This is a genomic window from Bacillus sp. FSL K6-1284 (assembly GCF_038002625.1).
In the GTDB taxonomy this organism is placed as follows: Bacteria; Bacillota; Bacilli; order Bacillales; family Bacillaceae; genus Bacillus; species Bacillus paralicheniformis.
On the sequence record NZ_JBBOCW010000001.1, the window covers coordinates 494,637 to 515,160 of the forward strand.

General features: G+C 49.1%; 15 protein-coding genes. 10 read left to right on the forward strand and 5 right to left on the reverse strand.

The features are described 5' to 3' along the window. Positions 1-80: 80 nt before the first annotated feature. The 3 genes from gabT to gabD are packed head-to-tail and all read left to right on the forward strand — an operon-like array spanning position 81 to position 4,188. On the forward strand, positions 81-1,394 hold the full coding sequence (gabT, locus tag MHB72_RS02460; protein ID WP_216921890.1) for a 4-aminobutyrate--2-oxoglutarate transaminase: 1,314 nt from the start codon (positions 81-83) through the stop codon (positions 1,392-1,394). Positions 1,395-1,427: 33 nt separating this feature from the next. Further along, the gene (locus MHB72_RS02465; RefSeq protein WP_216921888.1) at positions 1,428-2,819 is read left to right on the forward strand and encodes an APC family permease; all 1,392 of its coding nucleotides are present in this window, start codon (positions 1,428-1,430) and stop codon (positions 2,817-2,819) included. Next, on the forward strand, positions 2,794-4,188 hold the full coding sequence (gabD, locus tag MHB72_RS02470) for a succinate-semialdehyde dehydrogenase (RefSeq protein ID WP_145930085.1): 1,395 nt from the start codon (positions 2,794-2,796) through the stop codon (positions 4,186-4,188). The genes MHB72_RS02465 and gabD overlap by 26 nt, the downstream gene beginning before the upstream one ends. Positions 4,189-4,232: 44 nt before the next feature. Here gabD and MHB72_RS02475 read toward each other — a convergent pair whose 3' ends face one another. Beyond that, positions 4,233-5,117, reverse strand: a complete 885-nt coding sequence (locus tag MHB72_RS02475) for a DMT family transporter (RefSeq protein WP_216921886.1) — start codon at positions 5,115-5,117, stop codon at positions 4,233-4,235. Positions 5,118-5,279: 162 nt separating this feature from the next. Between MHB72_RS02475 and MHB72_RS02480 the strand changes: the two genes are divergently transcribed. Beyond that, positions 5,280-5,771: a hypothetical protein gene (locus MHB72_RS02480; RefSeq protein WP_026580557.1), complete on the forward strand. Its 492-nt coding sequence runs from the start codon at positions 5,280-5,282 to the stop codon at positions 5,769-5,771. A 47-nt stretch (positions 5,772-5,818) separates the two neighbouring features. Here MHB72_RS02480 and MHB72_RS02485 read toward each other — a convergent pair whose 3' ends face one another. The 3 genes from MHB72_RS02485 to MHB72_RS02495 are packed head-to-tail and all read right to left on the reverse strand — an operon-like array spanning position 5,819 to position 8,704. Continuing rightward, positions 5,819-6,463: a YcnI family copper-binding membrane protein gene (locus MHB72_RS02485; protein ID WP_026580558.1), complete on the reverse strand. Its 645-nt coding sequence runs from the start codon at positions 6,461-6,463 to the stop codon at positions 5,819-5,821. Positions 6,464-6,465: 2 nt separating this feature from the next. Further along, positions 6,466-8,112, reverse strand: a complete 1,647-nt coding sequence (locus tag MHB72_RS02490) for a copper resistance protein CopC (protein WP_302052733.1) — start codon at positions 8,110-8,112, stop codon at positions 6,466-6,468. 19 nt (positions 8,113-8,131) lie between these two features. Continuing rightward, positions 8,132-8,704: a DeoR family transcriptional regulator gene (locus tag MHB72_RS02495; RefSeq protein WP_039073212.1), complete on the reverse strand. Its 573-nt coding sequence runs from the start codon at positions 8,702-8,704 to the stop codon at positions 8,132-8,134. A gap of 261 nt (positions 8,705-8,965) precedes the next feature. Here MHB72_RS02495 and nirB (MHB72_RS02500) point away from each other — a divergent pair, with 261 nt between their 5' ends. The 5 genes from nirB (MHB72_RS02500) (at position 8,966) to cobA (ending at position 17,887) form a co-directional block, all read left to right on the forward strand. Next, entirely contained in the window at positions 8,966-11,269 is a 2,304-nt protein-coding gene (gene nirB / locus MHB72_RS02500) for a nitrite reductase large subunit NirB (RefSeq protein WP_216921882.1), read from the forward strand. Between the two features lies 1 nt (position 11,270). Then, positions 11,271-13,430, forward strand: coding sequence for an assimilatory nitrate reductase catalytic subunit NasC (nasC, locus tag MHB72_RS02505; protein WP_101561613.1), 2,160 nt, complete (start codon positions 11,271-11,273; stop codon positions 13,428-13,430). 113 nt (positions 13,431-13,543) lie between these two features. Next, on the forward strand, positions 13,544-15,964 hold the full coding sequence (nirB, locus tag MHB72_RS02510; RefSeq protein WP_023857922.1) for a nitrite reductase large subunit NirB: 2,421 nt from the start codon (positions 13,544-13,546) through the stop codon (positions 15,962-15,964). Between the two features lie 30 nt (positions 15,965-15,994). Next, on the forward strand, positions 15,995-16,315 hold the full coding sequence (gene nirD / locus MHB72_RS02515; RefSeq protein ID WP_020450192.1) for a nitrite reductase small subunit NirD: 321 nt from the start codon (positions 15,995-15,997) through the stop codon (positions 16,313-16,315). Between the two features lie 111 nt (positions 16,316-16,426). Beyond that, complete coding sequence (gene cobA / locus MHB72_RS02520; protein WP_216921866.1) at positions 16,427-17,887, forward strand: uroporphyrinogen-III C-methyltransferase; 1,461 nt, start codon at positions 16,427-16,429, stop codon at positions 17,885-17,887. A 25-nt stretch (positions 17,888-17,912) separates the two neighbouring features. On the opposite strand, the gene MHB72_RS02525 is transcribed toward cobA, so the two are convergent. Continuing rightward, the gene (locus tag MHB72_RS02525; RefSeq protein ID WP_216921863.1) at positions 17,913-18,593 is read right to left on the reverse strand and encodes a GntR family transcriptional regulator; all 681 of its coding nucleotides are present in this window, start codon (positions 18,591-18,593) and stop codon (positions 17,913-17,915) included. Between the two features lie 227 nt (positions 18,594-18,820). On the opposite strand from MHB72_RS02525, the gene MHB72_RS02530 reads away from it, so the two are divergent. After that, on the forward strand, positions 18,821-20,461 hold the full coding sequence (locus MHB72_RS02530) for an SLC13 family permease (RefSeq protein ID WP_023857919.1): 1,641 nt from the start codon (positions 18,821-18,823) through the stop codon (positions 20,459-20,461). The last annotated feature ends 63 nt before the right edge of the window (positions 20,462-20,524 follow it).

The following is a 20,524-nucleotide window of genomic DNA, read 5'->3' on the forward strand; positions in this document are numbered from 1 at the left end:
GAAAATTAATGATTGGTACTTTTCATCATACCAAAAAATATTCAGAATTATAAGAAATAAGAGTGGGGGAGAGATTTTTTATGAGTCTGAACACAAAAGCATTCACAACGGAAGATTGGCAGGCCAAACGGGATCAATTTGTGGCAAGGGGTGTCTCCAACGGAAACCGTCATCTAGCCGCTAAAGGGGAAGGGGCCGTTTTATACGATATTGACGGGCGCCGTTTTATCGATTTTGCCGGGGCGATCGGTACATTAAATGTCGGGCATTCACATCCGAAAGTTGTAGAAGCTGTCAAGCAACAGGCCGAACAGCTCATTCATCCGGGTTTTAACGTCATGATGTATCAGGCCTATATCGAATTGGCGGAAAAACTTTGCCGGCTTGCACCGGGCTCACACGAGAAAAAAGCGATTTTCCTGAACTCGGGGGCGGAAGCCGTAGAAAACGCCGTGAAAATATCCAGAAAATATACGAAGCGTCAAGCAGTCGTTTCTTTTACCCGCGGATTCCACGGGCGCACAAACATGACGATGAGCATGACGAGCAAGGTAAAACCATACAAATTCGGATTCGGCCCTTTTGCACCTGAAGTATATCAGGCGCCGTTTCCTTACTACTATAGAAAACCTGAAGGGATGACTGATGAAAGCTACGATGACATGGTTATTCAGGCATTTGACGATTTCTTCGTCTCGTCTGTTGCTCCGGAGACGGTCGCTTGCGTTGTCATGGAGCCGGTGCAGGGAGAAGGAGGATTTATTATTCCTTCCAAACGGTTTGTGCAGCATGTCGCAGCCTTCTGTCAAAAACACGGCATCGTTTTTGTCGCCGATGAGATCCAAACAGGCTTTTCAAGAACAGGCAAATATTTTGCGATTGAGCATTTTGATGTCGTTCCTGATCTTGTGACGGTGTCAAAATCGCTGGCTGCCGGTGTTCCGCTCAGCGGTGTCATCGGCCGGGCGGAAATGCTTGATGCGGCGGATCCGGGGGAACTCGGGGGCACATACGCCGGAAGTCCGCTTGGATGCGTAGCCGCTTTGGCAGTGCTCGATATTATCGAATCGGAACAGCTCAACAAGCGCTCTGAAGAAATCGGCAAAGCCATTGAAGCGCGGGCGCATGAATGGAAGGTGAAATATCCGCAGATTGGTGAAGTTCGCAGACTTGGCGCGATGGCGGCGCTTGAAATTGTCCGGGACGAAAAGACGCGGGAGCCGGACAAAGCCGCTGCGGCCAAGATTGCCAAGTACGCCAATGAACACGGCCTGCTCTTGTTGACGGCAGGTATCAATGGCAACATTATCCGTTTTCTGTCTCCGCTTGTTATTACTGATGAATTGCTTGAGGAAGGGTTCGGCATCATCGAAGAAGCGCTGAAACAGCTCTAGTTTGACATCTTCTAAAGGAAGGGGCGGATATAGATGGGTAAACAGCAAATGAAAAAAACGATGTCGCAGACGGATGTGCTATTTTTAGCAATCGGGGCTATGCTCGGCTGGGGCTGGGTCGTCCTTTCCGGCGACTGGATTTCGACAGCCGGTTTTTTGGGCAGCACCATCGCATTTATCATCGGCGGCATACTGGTCATCTTAATCGGGTTAACATACGCGGAGCTGTCTTCTGCCATCCCTGAAACGGGGGGCGGCTTGATTTTCGTCTACAGGGCGTTTGGCCGGAAAACGGCTTTTGTCGCCGCTTGGGGTGTGCTTTTCGGCTATGTTTCGGTGATTACATTTGAAGCTGTCGCATTGCCGACCGTCATCGATTACGTCCTGCCTGTCGAACATCAGGGGCTTCTCTGGTCGCTTAGCGGCTGGGACGTGTATGTCACTTGGGTGTTGATCGGTTCAGGGGGTGCGGTCGTCCTGACCGCGCTCAATTACTTCGGCGTCAAGCCGGCCGCGATTTTTCAGTCGGTTTTTACAATCGCGATTATCGCTACGGGCTTTCTCCTTTTGGGAGGCGCTTTGGTAAACGGTAATGTTGAACATATGCAGCCTCTTTTTAAAGACGGATTCTCCGGGATGATGTCCGTCCTCGTCATGATTCCGTTTCTGTTTGTCGGATTTGACGTCATCCCTCAGGTTGCAGCTGAAATTAATGCCCCGAAAAAAATCATCGGCAAAATTTTGATTATTTCGATCGTCAGTGCGGTCGTGTTTTATTTGCTGATTGTTTTCGGCGTGACGATGGGTCTGTCAGAAAGCGAGCTTGCAACGACTTCTTTGGCGACCGCGGATGCCATGGTCAATCTGCTCGGGAACCAGCTGTTCGGCACGGTGCTTGTCCTCGGCGGAGTCGCCGGCATCATTACAAGCTGGAACGCATTTATTATCGGCGCGAGCCGCATTCTGTTTGCTATGTCTGAAAAAGGCATGGTGCCGAAATGGTTCGGTTTCATCCATCCGAAGTATAAAACGCCGACGAACGCGATTTTGTTTCTGGGAGCGCTGGCATTTTTTGCACCGCTGCTCGGGCGCCCGGCTCTTGTTTGGATCGTCAATGCAGGGGGAACAGGTATTATAGTCGGATATTTGATCGTGTCGATTGCATTCATGAAACTGAGAAAGACAGAGCCGGATTTAAACAGGCCGTATAAAATCAATAAGTGGAAAACGACGGGTATATCTGCTATCCTCTTAAGTGTTATCTTTCTCGCTTTTTATTTGCCAGGCTTGCCGGCCGCGCTTACATGGCCGTATGAATGGCTGATCTTGGCGGGATGGACATTGATCGGTTTTCTTTTATTCAACAGCAGTTCAAAACGTAAAGGGGAGGAGATTCAACATGACCAGCATGCTAGAAGTATATAATCCTGCGACTGGAGAAAAAATCAAATCGGTTCCCCAGCAATCCGCAAAAGAAGTCGAGGAGGCAGTCGTACGCTCGCATGAAGCATTTCAAAAATGGTCGAAAACATCGGCTTCAGAACGAGCGGGCTTACTGAAAAAATGGTTCGATTTGATTGTGGAGCAGAAGGACGAGCTGGCAAAATTAATTACGCTTGAAAACGGCAAGCCGTACGCTGAAGCACAGGGAGAAGTCATATATAGCGCAGGCTATATCGAATGGTATGCGGAGGAAGCAAAACGCATCTACGGAAGAACGGTTCCCGCATCTGTGACGAACAAGCGCATCATCGTCACGCGCCAAGGGGTCGGTCCTGTTGCGGCGATTACCCCGTGGAACTTTCCGGCGGCGATGATCACGAGAAAAGCGGCGCCAGCCTTGGCGGCGGGCTGTACTTTTATCATCAAGCCGGCGCCTGACACGCCTTTAACGGCGCTTGAGCTCGTTCGCCTCGGCCACGAAGCGGGCATTCCGAAAGACGTCCTTCAGTGTGTGATCGGCGACGGAAAAGAGATCGGTTCTATTTTTACAAGCCATCCGCTGATCCGCAAAATTACGTTCACCGGATCTACGCCTGTCGGCAAACAATTAATGAAAAACAGCGCCGAGACGGTGAAACATGTGTCAATGGAGCTCGGCGGCCATGCCCCGCTGATCATTGATGAAGATGCCAACATCGACCTCGCCGTTAAACAGACGATGCTGTCGAAATACAGGAATGCAGGACAAACGTGCGTCTGTGCAAACCGTCTGATCGTTCACGAATCGATTAAGGATGAATTTGCAGAAAAACTCCGCGCGGAAGTCGCCAAGCTGAAAGTCGGGAACGGGCTTGAAGAGGGTGTATCAATCGGTCCGATCATCAATAAAAACGGCTTCCAAAAAATCGTTGATCAAATCAATGACGCGGTGGATAAAGGGGCGAAAGTTCTCATCGGCGCCGAATACGAAAGCGATGATGAGAAATCATGCTACTTTGTCCACCCGACTGTACTGACGGATGTTGATCCATCGATGACGATTATGCATGAGGAAACATTCGGTCCCGTTGCACCGATTACGTCTTTTAAAACGCTGGACGAAGCGGTCAAGCTCGCCAATGATACGCCTTACGGTTTAGCGGCATACTTCTTTACGGAAAACTACCGCCGCGGCATCTATTTGTCCGAAAACCTTGATTATGGCATTCTCGGCTGGAATGACGGCGGTCCGTCAACCGTTCAGGCGCCTTTCGGCGGCATGAAGGAAAGCGGCATCGGACGCGAAGGCGGACAGGAAGGCATCGAGCCGTATTTGGAAACAAAATATTTGTCTATCGGTTTGGATGAATAACAAGACAACATGAAAACCCGCCCGCATATCCACGGGCGGGTTTTTTACACTTTCACTTGTTCAGCGTTCATTTTATTCTTTTTGGGCTGATAGGAAATATAAAAAATGCCCAGCAGAAGCAATGCGATTCCGGCCCAGGAAACAAGAGGCAGCGATTCCTTGACAAGCACGGTTCCTAAAAGCGACGCCGTGAGCGGTTCAGCCAGCGACAGGGTCACCGCTGTTGAGGCGGGCACTTTTGCCAATCCTGTCGTAAATAACAGGTACGCGGCACCGGTTGCAATGACGCCGATATAGAGGCTGACAGCCGATCCTTGAACCGATAAGATCCAGCTCAAATCGTACAGAAACAACAACGGGGCAAGCAATACAGCGCTTAAAAAGAACACGGTGCCTGTGACAGCCTCCGGCTTCTGCTGTTGCAGGAGCTTTTTGCTTGTCAGCGTATAGACGGCAAAGGAAAGACCGGCGCCGAGTGCGAGCAATATGCCGAGAAAGCTCCCTCCCGATGAGGCGGAAGGGATGAATAACAAGGATACGCCTGCTATCGCTGCAGCCGTTGCGATCCACCATTTCGCTTGGGGCACTTTTTTGAACACGAGCCATTCGAGGCAGCCGGCGATAATCGGAGCGCTGCCGATGGCGACGACCGTTCCGACGGCGATCCCTGAGAGACTGACAGCTGAAAAAAAGAAAGGCTGATAAAATGCCATGCTCAATGCTGCGATAATCAGCGTTTTAACGGGCCAGCCGCTGCGTTTTAATTGACCGCGTAAAGCCGCGAACAAGAGCAGGGTGATGCCGCCGACCGCCATTCTGACAGCGCCGAACACAAGAGGCGCCGCTTCTTCAGGCGCGAACGCCTGGGTTGTTCCCGTCGTTCCCCATAAAATGGCCGCAAGCAAGACAAACAGAATCGATACTTTCATACTCCGATCTCTCCCTACTCAATCATTCAGAACTTTTTCTATTGTAAGATAAGTTTGTCAATTTTTGAATCACCGTATTGGAAATTTTCCTGCAAAGAGGATATTTTCAACGCTGGCCGAATTCATATAATGCCCTAAAACAATTAAAGTCGGAGGAAGCGGATGAAAAAACGAACAGTTTTATTATTTTTGGCGATCTTGGTTGCGGGTTGTGCGAGCGCCCAAGAAAATGATGAACAAACCAAATGGGTGAACAGCGAACAGGAAGCGATTGAGGACGGTATTCGTTACGAGAACATCACAAAAGACGATATTATAGACAAAATCGATTTAAACGGCGAACAAGTCGTCGTTTTTCGATTCGGCGATTCGGAGGGAGAGGGAATTTGCCTCGCTCACATCAAACGGGAAAACGGCAAATATCAATGGTACCGCGACTTAAATTACGCAATTGTAAAATCGGATCACCCGAAAACGGAGAGTGCGGAAGCTTCTTCACCGTTCACAACGCCTAAGGGAAGCAAGTACACGTTATATACAGGGGATGCCGCTCGCCTGAATGGAACATTTGAGACTGATGACGGGCTTCATTTAGAGGCGGTGGTCGATCAAAAAACAGGCATGTATTATCAGATCGTGCGGGATTCGAACTGAAATGGGCACAAAAAGGCTGTCGGGATATTCCCGACAGCTTTTCATTTTTACGATTTCTTTTTGCGCACTGTCAAGAGCAGCGCAGCACCCCCAAGAAGCACGGCGAGGATCGACAGGATGAGGGAAGCGGTTTGAATCCCTTGTCCGGCTTGACCGTCTTCGTTTTCTGCGGCTGTGTTTTGTTTCGTTGAAGCGCCGTGTGCGTCAACCGTTTCGTGCCCGAGCTTTGCAGCATCGACAATGCTTGTGATCGCATGGGGGGTATCGGCGTTTTCATCGCCGGTCCACTCGACAATCGTGCCGTCTTTATAATATTGGTAAGCGTTCCAGGCGGCCTTTTGTTCTTTGTCAGGGTTTTTGGCGGTGAAAGTAAACTGTTGGAATTCACCAGGCTGAATGCCGCCGTTTTCGGCTTCCCACGTCACCCTTGTCACTTTCTCGTTTTTACCGGTTTCAGTGCTTGTTTTCCAGCCTGGCACCGGTTCATACTGCTGAAATTCAACACCGTCCGGCATGCTGAGAACGACCTTGGTTGTGGCGTTGTCTTTTTCAACCGGTACTTTGACGGTGTATGTTTCCCATGAGCCTGCTGCTGATTCTGCCGGTTTTACCGTGACATGTGCGCTGACAGGCACGGAGAAAAGCAAAAATGATGCTAGGATTGCACCCAGCCATAATGTTTTTTTAAACATAATCAAAACTCCTTTTTATTAATTTTTGCATTGAAAACCGTTCTGATCTCCTCAAATGACGCCGTTAACCCGTGAACGCGGATTTTCCAGATGCCGTCTTCGCTTAAATTTAAATTTTTCGTTTGAAAAACGCCGTCTTTATTTTTGCTGAGGCTGAACGTGCTCTCTTTGTCATCCCCGAAAAGCCCGGTTTTCTCAACGGTTAATTCGATTTTTTGAATATCTTTGACGACGTCTCCTTTTCTGTTTCTGACTGTGACTTCAAACGCATTTGAGCCCGGCATGTTCGGGCTGATTCGGAGCGACAGCGTGTTTCCTTCCGTCAATTGCTTCGTCTCACTGAAAGGCTGCGGCAGCGGCGCGGGCGGACTTGGAATATTGGTGAAAACCGCCGTGGTCACCAGGATGAGAAGTCCGACCGCCCATTCAGCCTTCAGCGAACGGGCGCCCTGCTGTTTCGGCGCTTTTCTAAAACGGAAATAGTGTAATGCCCCGAGTCCGATCATGAGAAGAACGAGGGCCGCTTTTACAAGGAGCGCTTTTCCGTAAGCCGTCCCTAGCAGGTTATCCAGTGTGTGAACAATGAAGAAGCTGTTGAAAAGGCCCGAGAATATAAGAAGCCCTGCAGAAGCGAGCGCCCATGGCGAGAAGCGCCGAATGGTTTCCCATATTAAACTTTTGTCAGGCTTCAGCCAGTCTTTTCCGAAAAACAGCACAAACATCGCGAGTCCGCCCGTCCAAATGGAAGCGGTATTCAGATGGATGAAGTTCATCGCGATTGTCATATAGCCGGCGCTCGTCGAAGCGGCATGGCCGTCGAGCGATTTGACGAACAAAAGCCCGGCAAAAAGGAACAGGCTCAAGATCGCGCTCTTCAGACCTTTTCTGTTCGAACAAAAAACAAGCAAGGCGATGATGGCGATGTTGATCAGCCACAGCATTCCGCCCGTCGTATTCAGAAGCGTTTCTTGCAAAAGCGAAGGCTGGAAAGCCCCGATCCAGGAAACGCCCGCGTTTACTTTGGTTTGCAGGGGCAGCTGAATGATGATGGCGGCCCCTGTCAATAAGAGCGCCGCATTCTTGATCCGCTTCAGACGGCGCCGTTTGCCACCCGGCCAGCCGTTTTCAGGGCGGTACCATACGAGCTGAAAGAGAGCGGCCCCCATGAACAGGGAGAAACCGGTATACAAAAGGACGCGTTCCATGATGGTATCGGCTGCCGGCAGGCCTGATGCTTGTTTTTGCTGATCTTTCGGCAGCCCGCCTTGAATGTTTCCGATGCTGAAAGGGATCGTGCCTGATACGGGATGCCCGTCTGCGGATACAGCTCTCCATTCGGCCGAGTAGATATCATCCTTCAATTTCGGTTTAAGCATGACGGTCATGATTTTGGCGTTTTGCGGATCGATTTCCGTTTTGCCGGAATCAACGCGCTCACCCGACGAATTTCTGACCGTTATCGAATGAAACCCGTTCTGAATCGCTTCATTGAATTCGATCTTGATTTCTGCAGGCGCTTTTTTCAGCTCCTGATTTTCAGCGGGAGTTGATTTTACGATATATGCGTGAGCAAAAGCGGCTTTTGGCAGCAGAATGATACAAAGAACAGCGAGAACTGTCCAGAGTGTTGCTCTTTTCATCACATTCATCCAATCTTTTAACAAAATTTCACGTCTTCAGGCTGCAGCAGCTGTTCTTCATCGTTTTCTGGACGAGAAGCGCGGCATCGTCAAACGATAACAGCTGCCCGCCAAAGCCTTTTTTGAATTTCCGTGCATCCGCTTCAGAAGCGAAAGGGATCGCCTGCGGCTCGCAGCAGTTCAAATGAAGATTCGTATCCAGCAAAAAGACGGCGGCTTTGGCGCTGATCGTCGTATCTAGCAAAAAATCCCTGCAGATTATCTGTGAGACGTCATCTTTCACTTTCTCATAGCGGAGCATTGCGCAATGGGCACAGCAAAATTGTTCAATTTGACTGTCGTTTTTTACAATTTGCACGGAAAGCCTCGAGCCTGCCCCTTTTCCGCACACGACGCAAAGCTGTCCAAGCTGCTGCTTCGGCTTGTTTAGCGTGATTCCGCCTGCCGTCTTGATGACCTGTCCGTTTTCAACAAGCGGTTTAATGTCGCGGTAAACGGTCATTTCAGAGACGTTCAGCCTTTTCGAAATTTCTGAAATTCGCAGAGATTCTTCTTCTTTGACCCACGCCAATATCTGCTGTCTTCTTTTAATCGGTAGCATTCTCCTCCTCCATTCCTTATGTTCTTTACTTATAAGCCTAGTAGATTGCAGGAAAAGAAACAAGCAGAACGTGATAAAAAATGTGATAAAATGTTGAACTTTAACATCGGCGGCCAAAGCCGTTAAATCGTCATCAATGAGTACTGGTCAAACCGTCTTGTTTCTAAAATTTTTTGTCAGGAAATGTAACAGGTTTGAACGCTTTAGCGATGCAATGTGAAATAATAATCCAGAGCAAAGCTGCAGAGAGGAGGGGAGAAAATGGGGAAACAAAGGCTGGTTTTAATAGGAAACGGCATGGCCGGAGTTCGCACGGCCGAAGAAATTTTACAACACGGCGGGAACCAGTTTGAGATCGTCATCATCGGCAGCGAACCACACCTCAGCTATAATCGGATTCTGCTGTCTTCTGTCCTTCAGGGAGAAACGGATTGGAACGATGTGATGACAAAAAGCCGGAGCTGGTATGAAGAAAACGGGATTACCCTTTATACAGGGGAAACGGCTGTCGCAATCCATACGGTTAAACAGACGGTGGCGACAGATCAAAACCGCGAAATCTCTTATGACAAACTGATTATTGCGACGGGCTCTTCCCCGTTTATTCTCCCGGTTCATGGTGCAGACAAAGAAGGGGTATATGGTTTTAGAACAATAGACGATTGCCGGGCATTGATAAAGGCATCAAAGCGGTTTAAAAAAGCGGCCGTTATCGGCGGGGGAATTTTGGGCCTTGAGGCGGCGCGAGGGTTGGCAAACCTCGGGATGAAGGTTGATGTGATTCACCACTCTTCCTGCATCATGCAGAACCAGCTTGATCCGCCGGCATCTGCCATGCTCCAGAAAGAGCTGGAGCGCCAAGGGATTCATTTTCATTTGGATAAAGATACAGAGGCGATTTTAGGAAGATCCCGCGCCAAGGGTGTGCGGTTTAAAGACGGGACGAAGATCAGCGCCGATCTCATCGTCATGGCTGCCGGTGTCAGACCGAATATCGAACTGGCCAAGGCGAGCGGTATTGCAACAAACCGGGCGATCATCGTCAGCGACTATATGGAGACAAATGTTCCAAATGTCTACGCCGTCGGTGAATGCGCGGAGCATAACGGAACGGTCTATGGTCTAGTCAAGCCATTGTTTGAACAGGGGAAAGTGCTGGCCAGGCATATTTGCGGGCTCGAATGTGCCGGTTATCAGGGCTCCGTCCAGTCCGCAGCGCTAAAAATTTCCGGCATCGACGTCTTTTCCGCAGGGAAAATCACAGAGGACGACTCGACAACGGCTATTAAACTTTTAGATGAAGCGTCAGGAATCTATAAAAAAGCCGTCTTTCAAGGGGATAAAATGGCCGGCGTGATTTTATACGGAGACACGAGCGGCAGCCAACGGCTGTTGGAAAGCATGATCAAACAAAGAGATATTACCGTTGTCAAAAAAGAGCTGTTTCAATCTGAAGAAGACAGTGCAGTCGTTTCTATGGCGCTTAGTGAAACGATTTGTCAATGCAACGCGGTTTCAAAAGGCGCGATCATGGAAGCCATACAGACGCACGGTTTAAAGACGGCCGAGGAGGTCAAAGGCTGTACAAATGCTTCCGGATCATGCGGCGGCTGCAGGCCGTTAGTCGAAGAACTGCTGCTCCATACCGCTGAACAGGATGATTATGTATCTGCGGCGGAACAGCCGATGTGCGCCTGCACTTCATTCACGGAAGATGAAGTCGTGAACGAAATACAGATAAGAAATCTTTCTTCCGTTCACGAAGTCATCTCGGCGTTCGGCTGGAAAAACAGCAGCGGCTGCCGGATTTGCGTGCCCGCGATTCACTACTATTTAAAAATGATCCGTCCGGACATCATCTATGAGGAGCGCGATGAGGAGACGGATATAATGATTCCGCAAATGTACGGAGGCCGAACGAATGCCGAAGAGCTGAAGCGCATTGCAGAAGTGATTGAAAAGTATCAAATACAAGAGGTGTACATGACACACCATCAGAGATTAAAGCTTGCTGGTATCAAGCCGGAGTATATAGAGCGCGTGAAAGAAGAACTCGGCATGCGGCATTGCCCGTCGCCTCAGCATGGGATCGCCGCGGTTAAAACGTGCACATGCGGTTCACGAGGCGAACCACAGATACAAACATTGGCGGCAGACTTGGAAAAAGCAGCAGAATCCCTCCTCATTCCGGCCAAGGTCTCGATCGGGGTGTCGGGCTGTTTGGATGATTGCGTGTACGCTTCAGTTCATGACATCGGACTTCTCAAAGTAAACGGGGGCTGGGAGATTTATGCGGGCGGCCAAGGAGGCCAGCATGCTTCTCCGGGAGAGCTGCTTTCAGTAGCCGACTCGGCGGAGGAAGCGGGGGAATTCATGAAAGGCCTGCTTCAATATTACCGTGAAACAGCAAATTATCTTGAGAAGGTCGGGCATTGGATTGAACGCGCCGGCATCATTCATATCCGGGAAGTTTTATTTGACAACGGACTTCGCGGCCAGCTGATCGAACGGCTTGAAAAAGAGAAGCGGCTGGCTCAGCAAGAAACGATAAAAGGGCTGATGTGAATTGACAGAACGATTGCTAAAGTACTTTCGCACGAAGCAAAAAGAAGTGCAATCCGAAAAAACGTATGACACCCAATGTCCATTTTGCAGCATGCAGTGCAAAATGCAGCTCATTGAACAGACAATTGTGACAAGAAAAAAATACACGGCGGTCGGAAAAGACAATCCGACGACAAAAGGACGGCTGTGCATGAAAGGGATGAACGCCCACCAGCATGCCTTTCATTCGGAGAGGATCACCCATCCGCTGATCAAAAAAAACGGCGACTTCGTCCGTGTGACATGGGATGAAGCGCTTCAGTACATCAAAGAGCAAGTAACAGCGATCCAGCATGAAGATGGCCGCGATGCTTTGGGTGTATACGGCAGCGCGTCCATTACAAACGAAGAAGCGTATTTGCTGGGGAAGTTCGCCCGCGTCGCCTTGAAGACGAAGCATATTGACTACAACGGCAGGCTTTGCATGTCGGCGGCCGCTACAGCTGCAAATCAAACCTTTGGAATGGACCGGGGGCTGACAAATGCCCTTTCCGAGATCCCCCATGCAAGGGTCATCATCCTCGCAGGTACGAATATCGCAGAGTGCCAGCCGACGATCATGCCGTATTTTGAAGAAGCGAAGCAAAACGGGGCCTACATCATTGTCATCGATCCCCGCGAAACGGCAACGGCCAAGATCGCCGATCTGCATTTGAAAATCAAGCCGGGGACAGACGCCGCGCTCGCAAACGGTATGCTGAAAGTCATCATTGAAGGACAGCTGACAGACGGAGCTTTTCTCAGAGAGAGAGCTGAAGGTTTTGAAGAGGTCAAGCGCCATGTGGCGTCTTTATCACTTGAAGACATTTCGGCCAAAACCGGGATACAAATCGAGCAGATTAAAAAAGCTGCAGTAAAATTTGCCCGTGAGGAGACGGGAATGCTGTTCACGGCAAGAGGGGTTGAACAGCAAACGGACGGAACGGCTGCCGTCAGAAATTTACTGAATATTCTAATATTAACTGGGAAAATCGGCAAATTTGCTTGCGGCTACGGCGCCGTCACCGGACAAGGAAATGGGCAGGGGGCGCGGGAGCACGGCCAGAAAGCAGATCAGCTGCCAGGGTACCGGTCGATTGAAAACGAAGCTGACCGCGCTTATATTGCGGATGTTTGGGGCATAAAAGCTGAAGACCTTCCAGGAAAAGGTGTATCCGCCTATGAAATGATGGAGAAAGTTCATGAAGGCGAAATTACCGGGATGTTTTTAATGTGTTCAAACCCTGTTGTATCCAGTCCGAACGCAGGCTTTGTCAAATCCGCTTTGGGAAAATTAAAGTTTTTTGCCGCCGTTGATTTGTTTCTTTCTGAAACGGCTAGACTCGCGGACGTCATTCTCCCCGCATCATCCTATCTCGAGGACGAAGGAACGATGACCAATCTGGAAGGCAGAGTGACATTAAGGGAAGCCTCAAAACCGTGCCCCGGTGAAGCGAGGCATGACTGGCAAATGATTTGCGATATTGCTGCTGCGCTTGGAAAAGGCCGTTATTTCTCATATCGATCGGCAGAGGATGTTTTTAATGAATTAAGAAAAGCGAGCCGCGGCGGAATTGCCGACTATTCGGGCATCACTTATGAACGTCTGAGAAAGGAAGGCGGCATTTTATGGCCTTGTCCCGAACAGGGACACCCCGGGACACAGCGCCTGTTTGAATCATCCTTTGCCCACCCGGACAAAAAAGCGAAAATGTGCGTCGTCCCGAACGAACCAATGATCAAAAAAGATGAACCGACTGAAGAGTATCCCCTTTATCTGACGACCGGAAGGGTGATGTCTCATTATTTAACCGGAGTACAGACGAGAAGGAGCGCTGCACTCAAGGCCAGACACTTTGAATCATTTATGGAAATTCATCCGAAAACGGCGGAAAAGTACAACATTAGCGACAGGGTGCTGGTCAGGGTGGAGTCAAAAAGAGGCAGCATCATTGTCAGGAGCAAATTATCGGAAGCCATCAGGCCGGATACCATTTTTGTGCCGATGCATTGGGCAGATTCGCAAAATGTGAACGATTTGATAGCGGAAACCCTCGATCCGTCTTGCAGAATGCCGGGATTTAAGGTTTGCTCCGTAAAAATTCGTCCGTCAGTTGACAATTATGTGAATAAATTGTCATAAAAAGTCATAAAAAGTTTACAAAATTAACTATAATTTGTGATAGTTTTAAAGATGTAAACAGAATACTTGTTTAGGGCGTATAGTGAATTGTTTTGAAAAAGGGGAGGATCATAGTGAAAAAAAAGCAGCTAGTCCTGGTAGGGAACGGTATGGCCGGGGTCAGGGCCGTTGAAGAAATTCTTAAAATTTCAAGCGAAGAGTTTCAGATCACGATTTTTGGAAACGAACCGCACCCAAACTATAACCGGATTCTTCTTTCCAAAGTGCTTCAAGGAGATACGGATGTTAAGGACATTACACTGAATGATTGGGATTGGTATGAAGAAAACGGGATTCAGCTGTATACGGGGGAAGAAGTCGTTAAAGTTGATCCGGAGTCCAAAACCGTCATCACGGATGCGGGAAGAGTCCAGCCGTATGATGAACTGATTTTGGCGACAGGTTCTCTCCCTTTTATTCTGCCATTGCCCGGAGCGGATAAAGAAGGTGTAACAGCATTCCGTGATATCAAGGATACGGATATCATGCTCGAAGCTTCCAAAACGTACAAAAAAGCAGCCGTTATCGGCGGCGGATTGCTGGGACTGGAAGCAGCGCGCGGACTTCTTAACCTTGGCATGGACGTTACCGTTATCCATCTCGCGCCATATTTGATGGAGCGTCAGCTTGATGCAACCGCAGGACGGCTTTTGCAAAAAGAGCTGGAGAAGCAGGGCATGAAATTTTTGCTGGAAAAGCAGACAGAAGAAATTTACGGAGAAACGCGTGTCGAAGGCTTAAAATTCAAAGACGGCTCAATGCTTGAAGCCGATTTGGTCGTCATGGCGGTCGGAATCAAGCCGAACGTTCAGCTCGGCAAAGACTGCGGCCTTCCGGTAAACAGAGGAATCGTCGTCAATGATTACATGGAAACCGAAGTTCCCAACATTTATGCTGTCGGAGAATGTGCGGAACATAGAGGCATTGCCTACGGACTTGTCGCGCCTCTTTATGAACAGGCGAAAGTGCTTGCCAAAAAAATCTGCGGCGTTGAAACAGCTCCGTATGAAGGGTCTGTTTTATCAACCCAGCTGAAGGTTTCCGGTGTTGAGGTCTTTTCTGCCGGTGATTTTAATGAGGATGACGGAGAAGACAAAAAAGCGCTTAAAGTGTTTGACGAACAGGACGGAATCTACAAGAAAATCGTTCTGCGCGGCAATCAGGTGATCGGCGCCGTACTGTTCGGAGACAGCAGCGAAGGTAACAGGCTGTTTTCCATGATTCAAAAAGGAGCAGATATTTCAGATACTTCTAAAATTTCAATCTTACAGCCTTTGAATCAGGAAGAAGGCATGAGCTTGACCGCTGCGATGAGCGACGATGAGATCGTATGCGGCTGTAACGGCGTTTCGAAAGGAATGATCATTCAGGCGATCAAAGAGCAGGGCTGCACATCGACGGATGAAATTAAAGCCTGCACAGGCGCATCACGCTCTTGCGGAGGATGTAAGCCGCTTGTCGCTGAGATTCTTCAGCATACGCTCGGCTCAGAGTTTGATGCTTCAGCACAAAAAGAAGCGATTTGCGGATGTACGGACCTGTCAAGAGACGAAATCGTGGCCGAAATCAGAGAAAAAGGGCTGACCCATACGAAAGAAGTCATGAACGTGCTCGGCTGGAAAACGGCGGAAGGCTGTTCCAAATGCCGCCCTGCGCTTAACTACTACCTCGGCATGATCAATCCGAAGGAATATGAAGATGAAAGAGAATCCCGCTTCGTCAATGAACGGATGCACGCCAATATTCAAAAAGACGGCACATATTCAGTTGTACCACGGATGTACGGCGGGGTTACCAATTCGAATGATTTGCGGCGCATCGCTGATGTCGTCGACAAATATGAAATTCCGCTAGTGAAAATGACCGGCGGCCAGCGGATCGACCTGATCGGCGTCAAAAAAGAAGATCTTCCGAAAGTATGGGCTGATCTTGACATGCCTTCAGGATTTGCTTACGGAAAAACGCTCAGAACCGTAAAAACGTGTGTCGGCGAACAGTTCTGCCGCTTCGGCACGCAAGACTCAATGGCCCTCGGAATTGACCTTGAGAAAAAATTTGAAGGGCTCTACACGCCTCACAAAATTAAAATGGCGGTTTCCGCTTGTCCGAGAAACTGCGCTGAATCCGGCATTAAAGATATCGGCGTCGTCGGCATCGACGGTGGCTGGGAAATTTACGTCGGCGGAAACGGAGGCACGCATTTGCGCGCAGGCGATCTGTTAATGAAAGTCAAAACGGCTGAAGAAGTCATCGAAATCACAGGCGCGTATCTCCAATACTATCGTGAAACAGCCAACTATTTAGAACGGACATCTGCTTGGATCGAACGTGTCGGCTTGTCCCACGTCCAATCCGTATTGAATGATAAAGAAAAACGCAAAGAGCTGAATGACCGCATCAATCAAGCGCTGTCTGTCCATAAAGACCCGTGGAAAGACTTTTTGGAAGACGAAAAGACAACAAAACAGCTATTCGAAAATGTTGTCACTTCTTAAAATGAGAAATCAACTTGAGGAGGAATTCACATGGTGAACAAGAACTTAACAAAGGTGTTTGTTTCGAAGATCGGGGATTTGCCGAATCAGCTTGGGAAGACAGTGCTTATCGAGGACAAGGAAATCGCGGTATTCAAGCTTTCAAACGGCAATGTCCGCGCGATTGAAAACCGCTGCCCCCACAAAGGGGGCGTGCTTGCCGAAGGAATGGTAAGCGGCAAATTCGTCTTCTGTCCGATGCACGACTGGAAGATCAGCCTTGAAGACGGCAAAGTCCAAGAGCCTGATACAGGGTGTGTTCAGACATACGAAACGGTCGTTGAAGGCGAAGATTTGTATATCGTTTATTAAACGGCTCAAAGACATGTATTGTCAAAAGCCTCAAGGGTCGCTGAACGTGATCCCTCTTTATTAAAAAAACAAACGCGTTCACAGAATCGGCAGATGGAAGGATGACAGTTGATGGGGAATGGGAAAGTATATTTTGTCGGGGCCGGACCGGGCGATTCAGGATTGATCACATTAAAAGGAAGAAAGCTGATCGAGGCGGCGGATGTCATATTGTATGACAGGCTCGTCAATTCCCGGCTGCTTGAGCATGCAAAAGCATCATGTGAATTTGTCTACTGCGGCAAGCTCCCGGACCGCCATTATATGAAACAAAGTGAAATCAATGCACTGCTCATTGAAAAGGGGCTGCAAGGCCTCAAAGTGGTCCGGCTGAAAGGAGGAGACCCGAGCGTGTTCGGCAGAGTCGGAGAAGAAGCGGCAGCCGTCAGCGAACACGGCATCCCGTACGAAATGGTGCCCGGCATTACATCGGGAATCGCCGCGCCTCTTTATGCCGGACTGCCTGTGACCCACCGCGATTTCGCTTCATCCTTTGCCGTTGTCACCGCCCATGATAAATCGGGCAAACCGGAAATGAATTGGGAAGGGCTGGCCAAAGGCGTCCAAACCCTCGTCTTTTACATGGGGATCAAAAACCTTGGTTATATATGCGAGCAGCTGATGAAACACGGCAAGTCTCCCCTTGTTCCCGCGATGGTCATCCAATGGGGCACATGGGGCCGGCAGCGGAGCGTTAAAGGGACATTGCAGAATATCAGGGAAAAAATAACCGAGCATCAAATTAAAAATCCCGCGATCATCGTCATCGGCGACATCGTATCATTCAGGCAGAACAGCTGGTTTGAAGAAAAGCCTTTGATCGGGCTGAACATGATGGCGGTCAAAAGCTGTGAAGAAGAGCGAGTCCCGGTGGAGACGCTTCGTGAACAAGGCGCTGAAGTTGTTGAATGGCCGAAATGGAAATCACTCGAAACGGTGCCTGACGATACAGTTTTAGAGCGAATTGCTTCTTTTGACAGCCTGCTGTTCACCTCAAGTGCGTCACTGCGCAGATTTTTCAGCCGGCTTGCCGCTTTGAAGATCGATGTCAGGGAAATGCGCGGCCGGCTCTACGCTTCAGATCTGCATGTAAAAGCAGCTCTTGAAGAACGGGGATTTTCCGCTTTTCTGCAGGCGGAAATGCCGGTTTCGGACAGCTGTTTGCTGATCGGCAGCCGGGAAGCCGTGCAAAATCAACCGCACTCCGGGTGTGAGGTATTGATTACACATGACAGGATGATCGACAGCCGCTTTACATCGATCATTAAACGGGAGATCGAGGAGTTTCCTGTTGATATCGTGATCTTTGCGAATCGAACATGCGTCGAGCTGTTCGTAAACGAGGCTGAGACAATCGGCCTCCATCCGGAAAAAACGGCTGCCCGTCTGCAGGCGGTCTGCCTCACGGAAGAAGCGGGGAAGAAGGCTGCAGCCGCAGGGTTTCAGCGCGTTTATATTGTGAATGAACGCGACCGCCTTCCTGATATCATCAAAGGGATCAACCGCACAGCCGAATTTGTCTGCCAGAGCTGAAAAAAGCAGGGGTAACCCTGCTTTTTTAGCGTGCGGAACTGCTTCCGAACAACACCTCTTTTAAATAGCAAAGGTCTGCCTCTATATGCTTCCTCATTGATTCGGCAGCCTTGGCGTCATTTCTGTCCTGCATGTGACGCAGAATCTCCTCGTGCTGATTGATGATGTCAAGGGTGCGCGCCGGTTTTTCAAGGTTTTTGCTCCGATAGAAAAAGGTCAGCGACCGCAAATCAAGCAGCTGTTTTTGCAGGCGTTCGTTTTCGCTCGTTTCGATGATGACATCATGAAATCGCGTATTTAGGCGAAGAAGCGCATTGGCCGACTCCGGACTTTGGGTTTCCTGGTGCTTGCGCGCTTCAGAGAGCGTTTCGGAAATGAGCTCCAGTGTTGCATTTGAAGCAAGGCGGGTTGCCAATGAAACGGCCAGGGATTCGAGCGCCTGGCGGCATTGGTATATTTCTTCAAGGTCTTTGATTGTCGGTTCATAAACTGTAATTTTTGATTTATCATCTATCGATAATAATCCTTCTTGTTCAAGTGTCCGAATCGCCTCCCTGACGGGGCTGCGGCTCACTTGCAGCTCCTTGGCGATTTTGGATTCGTAGATCCGTTCGCCGGGTCGATATCCTCCTTTAATAATCATATCTTTTAAATAATGATGGACTTGATCATGATAAGAGACTGCACGTTGTATGGAAAACTTCACGCTGTTCACCTCGTTTATTTTTCACTGCGGAAATCACTAATAGTCTAGCAAAAAGAGAGAAATACCATCAACCTAAAATTACCATAATATTGAGTATTTTGTGACAAAAAAGTGTTGACTGCCATTAGCTGTCCGTTATAATTAAGTTATAACTGTCGACAGTCGGCAGCTTACTTTTTATTTACTATTGTAAGCGCTTTATCGATAGAGGGGAAGGGGGATTTTTGATGAAATCAAGCGTTGTGTCAGCATGGGATATGCTTTGGAGATCACACCGGGAAGCAAAGAGGCTGCTTTTGTTCGCCATGCCTGTCAGGGCGGGAAAAGATGCTGATTTAAAGATCAAGTCGGAGCAAACCATGAAGGAAGAAAAGCCGCCGAGCTATAAAACGCCTCAGAAAATCGGACTGCTGCTAGGTCCTGCATTGTTTTTCGCCGTCCTTTTGTTCTTTTTTCCCGAGGGTCTGAGCCATGAAGGAAGAATGGTATTGGCGACCACGTTGTGGGTTGCGGTATGGTGGATTACGGAAGCTGTTCCGATTCCGGCTGCATCATTGCTGCCGATCGTGCTGCTTCCGCTGACCGGGGCGCTGGAAGGGGCAGCTGTCACGTCAAGCTACGGCGATCCAATCGTTTTTTTATTTTTAGGAGGCTTTTTGATTGCACTTGCGATGGAGCGCTGGAATCTTCATAAACGGATCGCGCTTAATATCATTTCTGTAGTGGGAACGAGCACGTCAAGGATCGTCCTCGGGTTTATGGCGGCCACAGGGTTTTTGTCCATGTGGGTCTCAAATACGGCCGCGGTGATGATGATGCTTCCGATTGGAACCGCTATCATTCATCAGGTATCAGCCGTCATGAAATCTGAAAGAAAAGATTTAGCCGGAGAAGAAGCGAAATTTTCAAAAGCGCTGATCTTCAGCATCGGGTATGCGGGGACGATCGGCGGGCTCGGTACGCTAATCGGCACACCGCCGAACATTATTTTGGCGGCCAATATTAAGAAGCTGTACGGAGTTGAAGTGTCTTTCGGTGGTTGGATGGCTTTTGCCGTTCCGGTCGTTGTCATTTTGCTTGTAGCGGTATGGCTGTACTTGACGAAAGTGGCGCATCCGATCAAGATGAAGGAGCTTCCGGGCGGAAAAGAATTGATTCTCGAAGAAAAAAGAAAGCTCGGAAAGATGAGCTTTGAAGAAACAATGGTTCTGCTTGTCTTCGGGTTTGCCGCGTTTATGTGGGTGACAAGGACATTTTTATGGGATGACAAAATACCCGGTATTGACGATACAATGATTGCGATATTCGCAGCTTCATTGCTCTTCTTGATCCCTTCGCTCAATAAAGGGGGCAGGGTATTGGACTGGTCGGTTTCGAAGGACTTGCCGTGGGGGATTCTCCTTTTATTCGGAGGAGGCTTGGCGCTCGCGACCGGTTTTAAAGAAACGGGTCTCGCCGAGTGGATCGGCGGAAGGCTTACGGTGTTGGATGGATTTAACTTTGTGGTCATTGTTGTTATCTCAGCGGCATTGGTGCTCTTTTTGACGGAGATTACGTCGAATACGGCTACGGCGACTATGATTCTGCCTGTACTGGCCTCGCTCGCTTTAGCGCTGAATGTTCACCCGTATGCATTAATGGTGCCTGCTGCAATGGCGGCAAACTGCGCCTTCATGTTGCCGGTCGGCACGCCGCCGAATGCAATTATTTTCGCATCGGGCAAATTGAAGATCAGCGAGATGGTTCGAACCGGCTTTGTTATTAATATTTTCACACTGATTTTAATCGTCGGAGCTGTGTTTTACATTCTGCCGAATTTATGGGGAGTGGATCTGACCGTCTTCCCGGACAATCTGAAATCGAATTGATGAAGCAAAGCCGGGGGCTTAGACCCCGGCTTTTTGTCATGGTGGAATGTTTGAGTGTTCAGC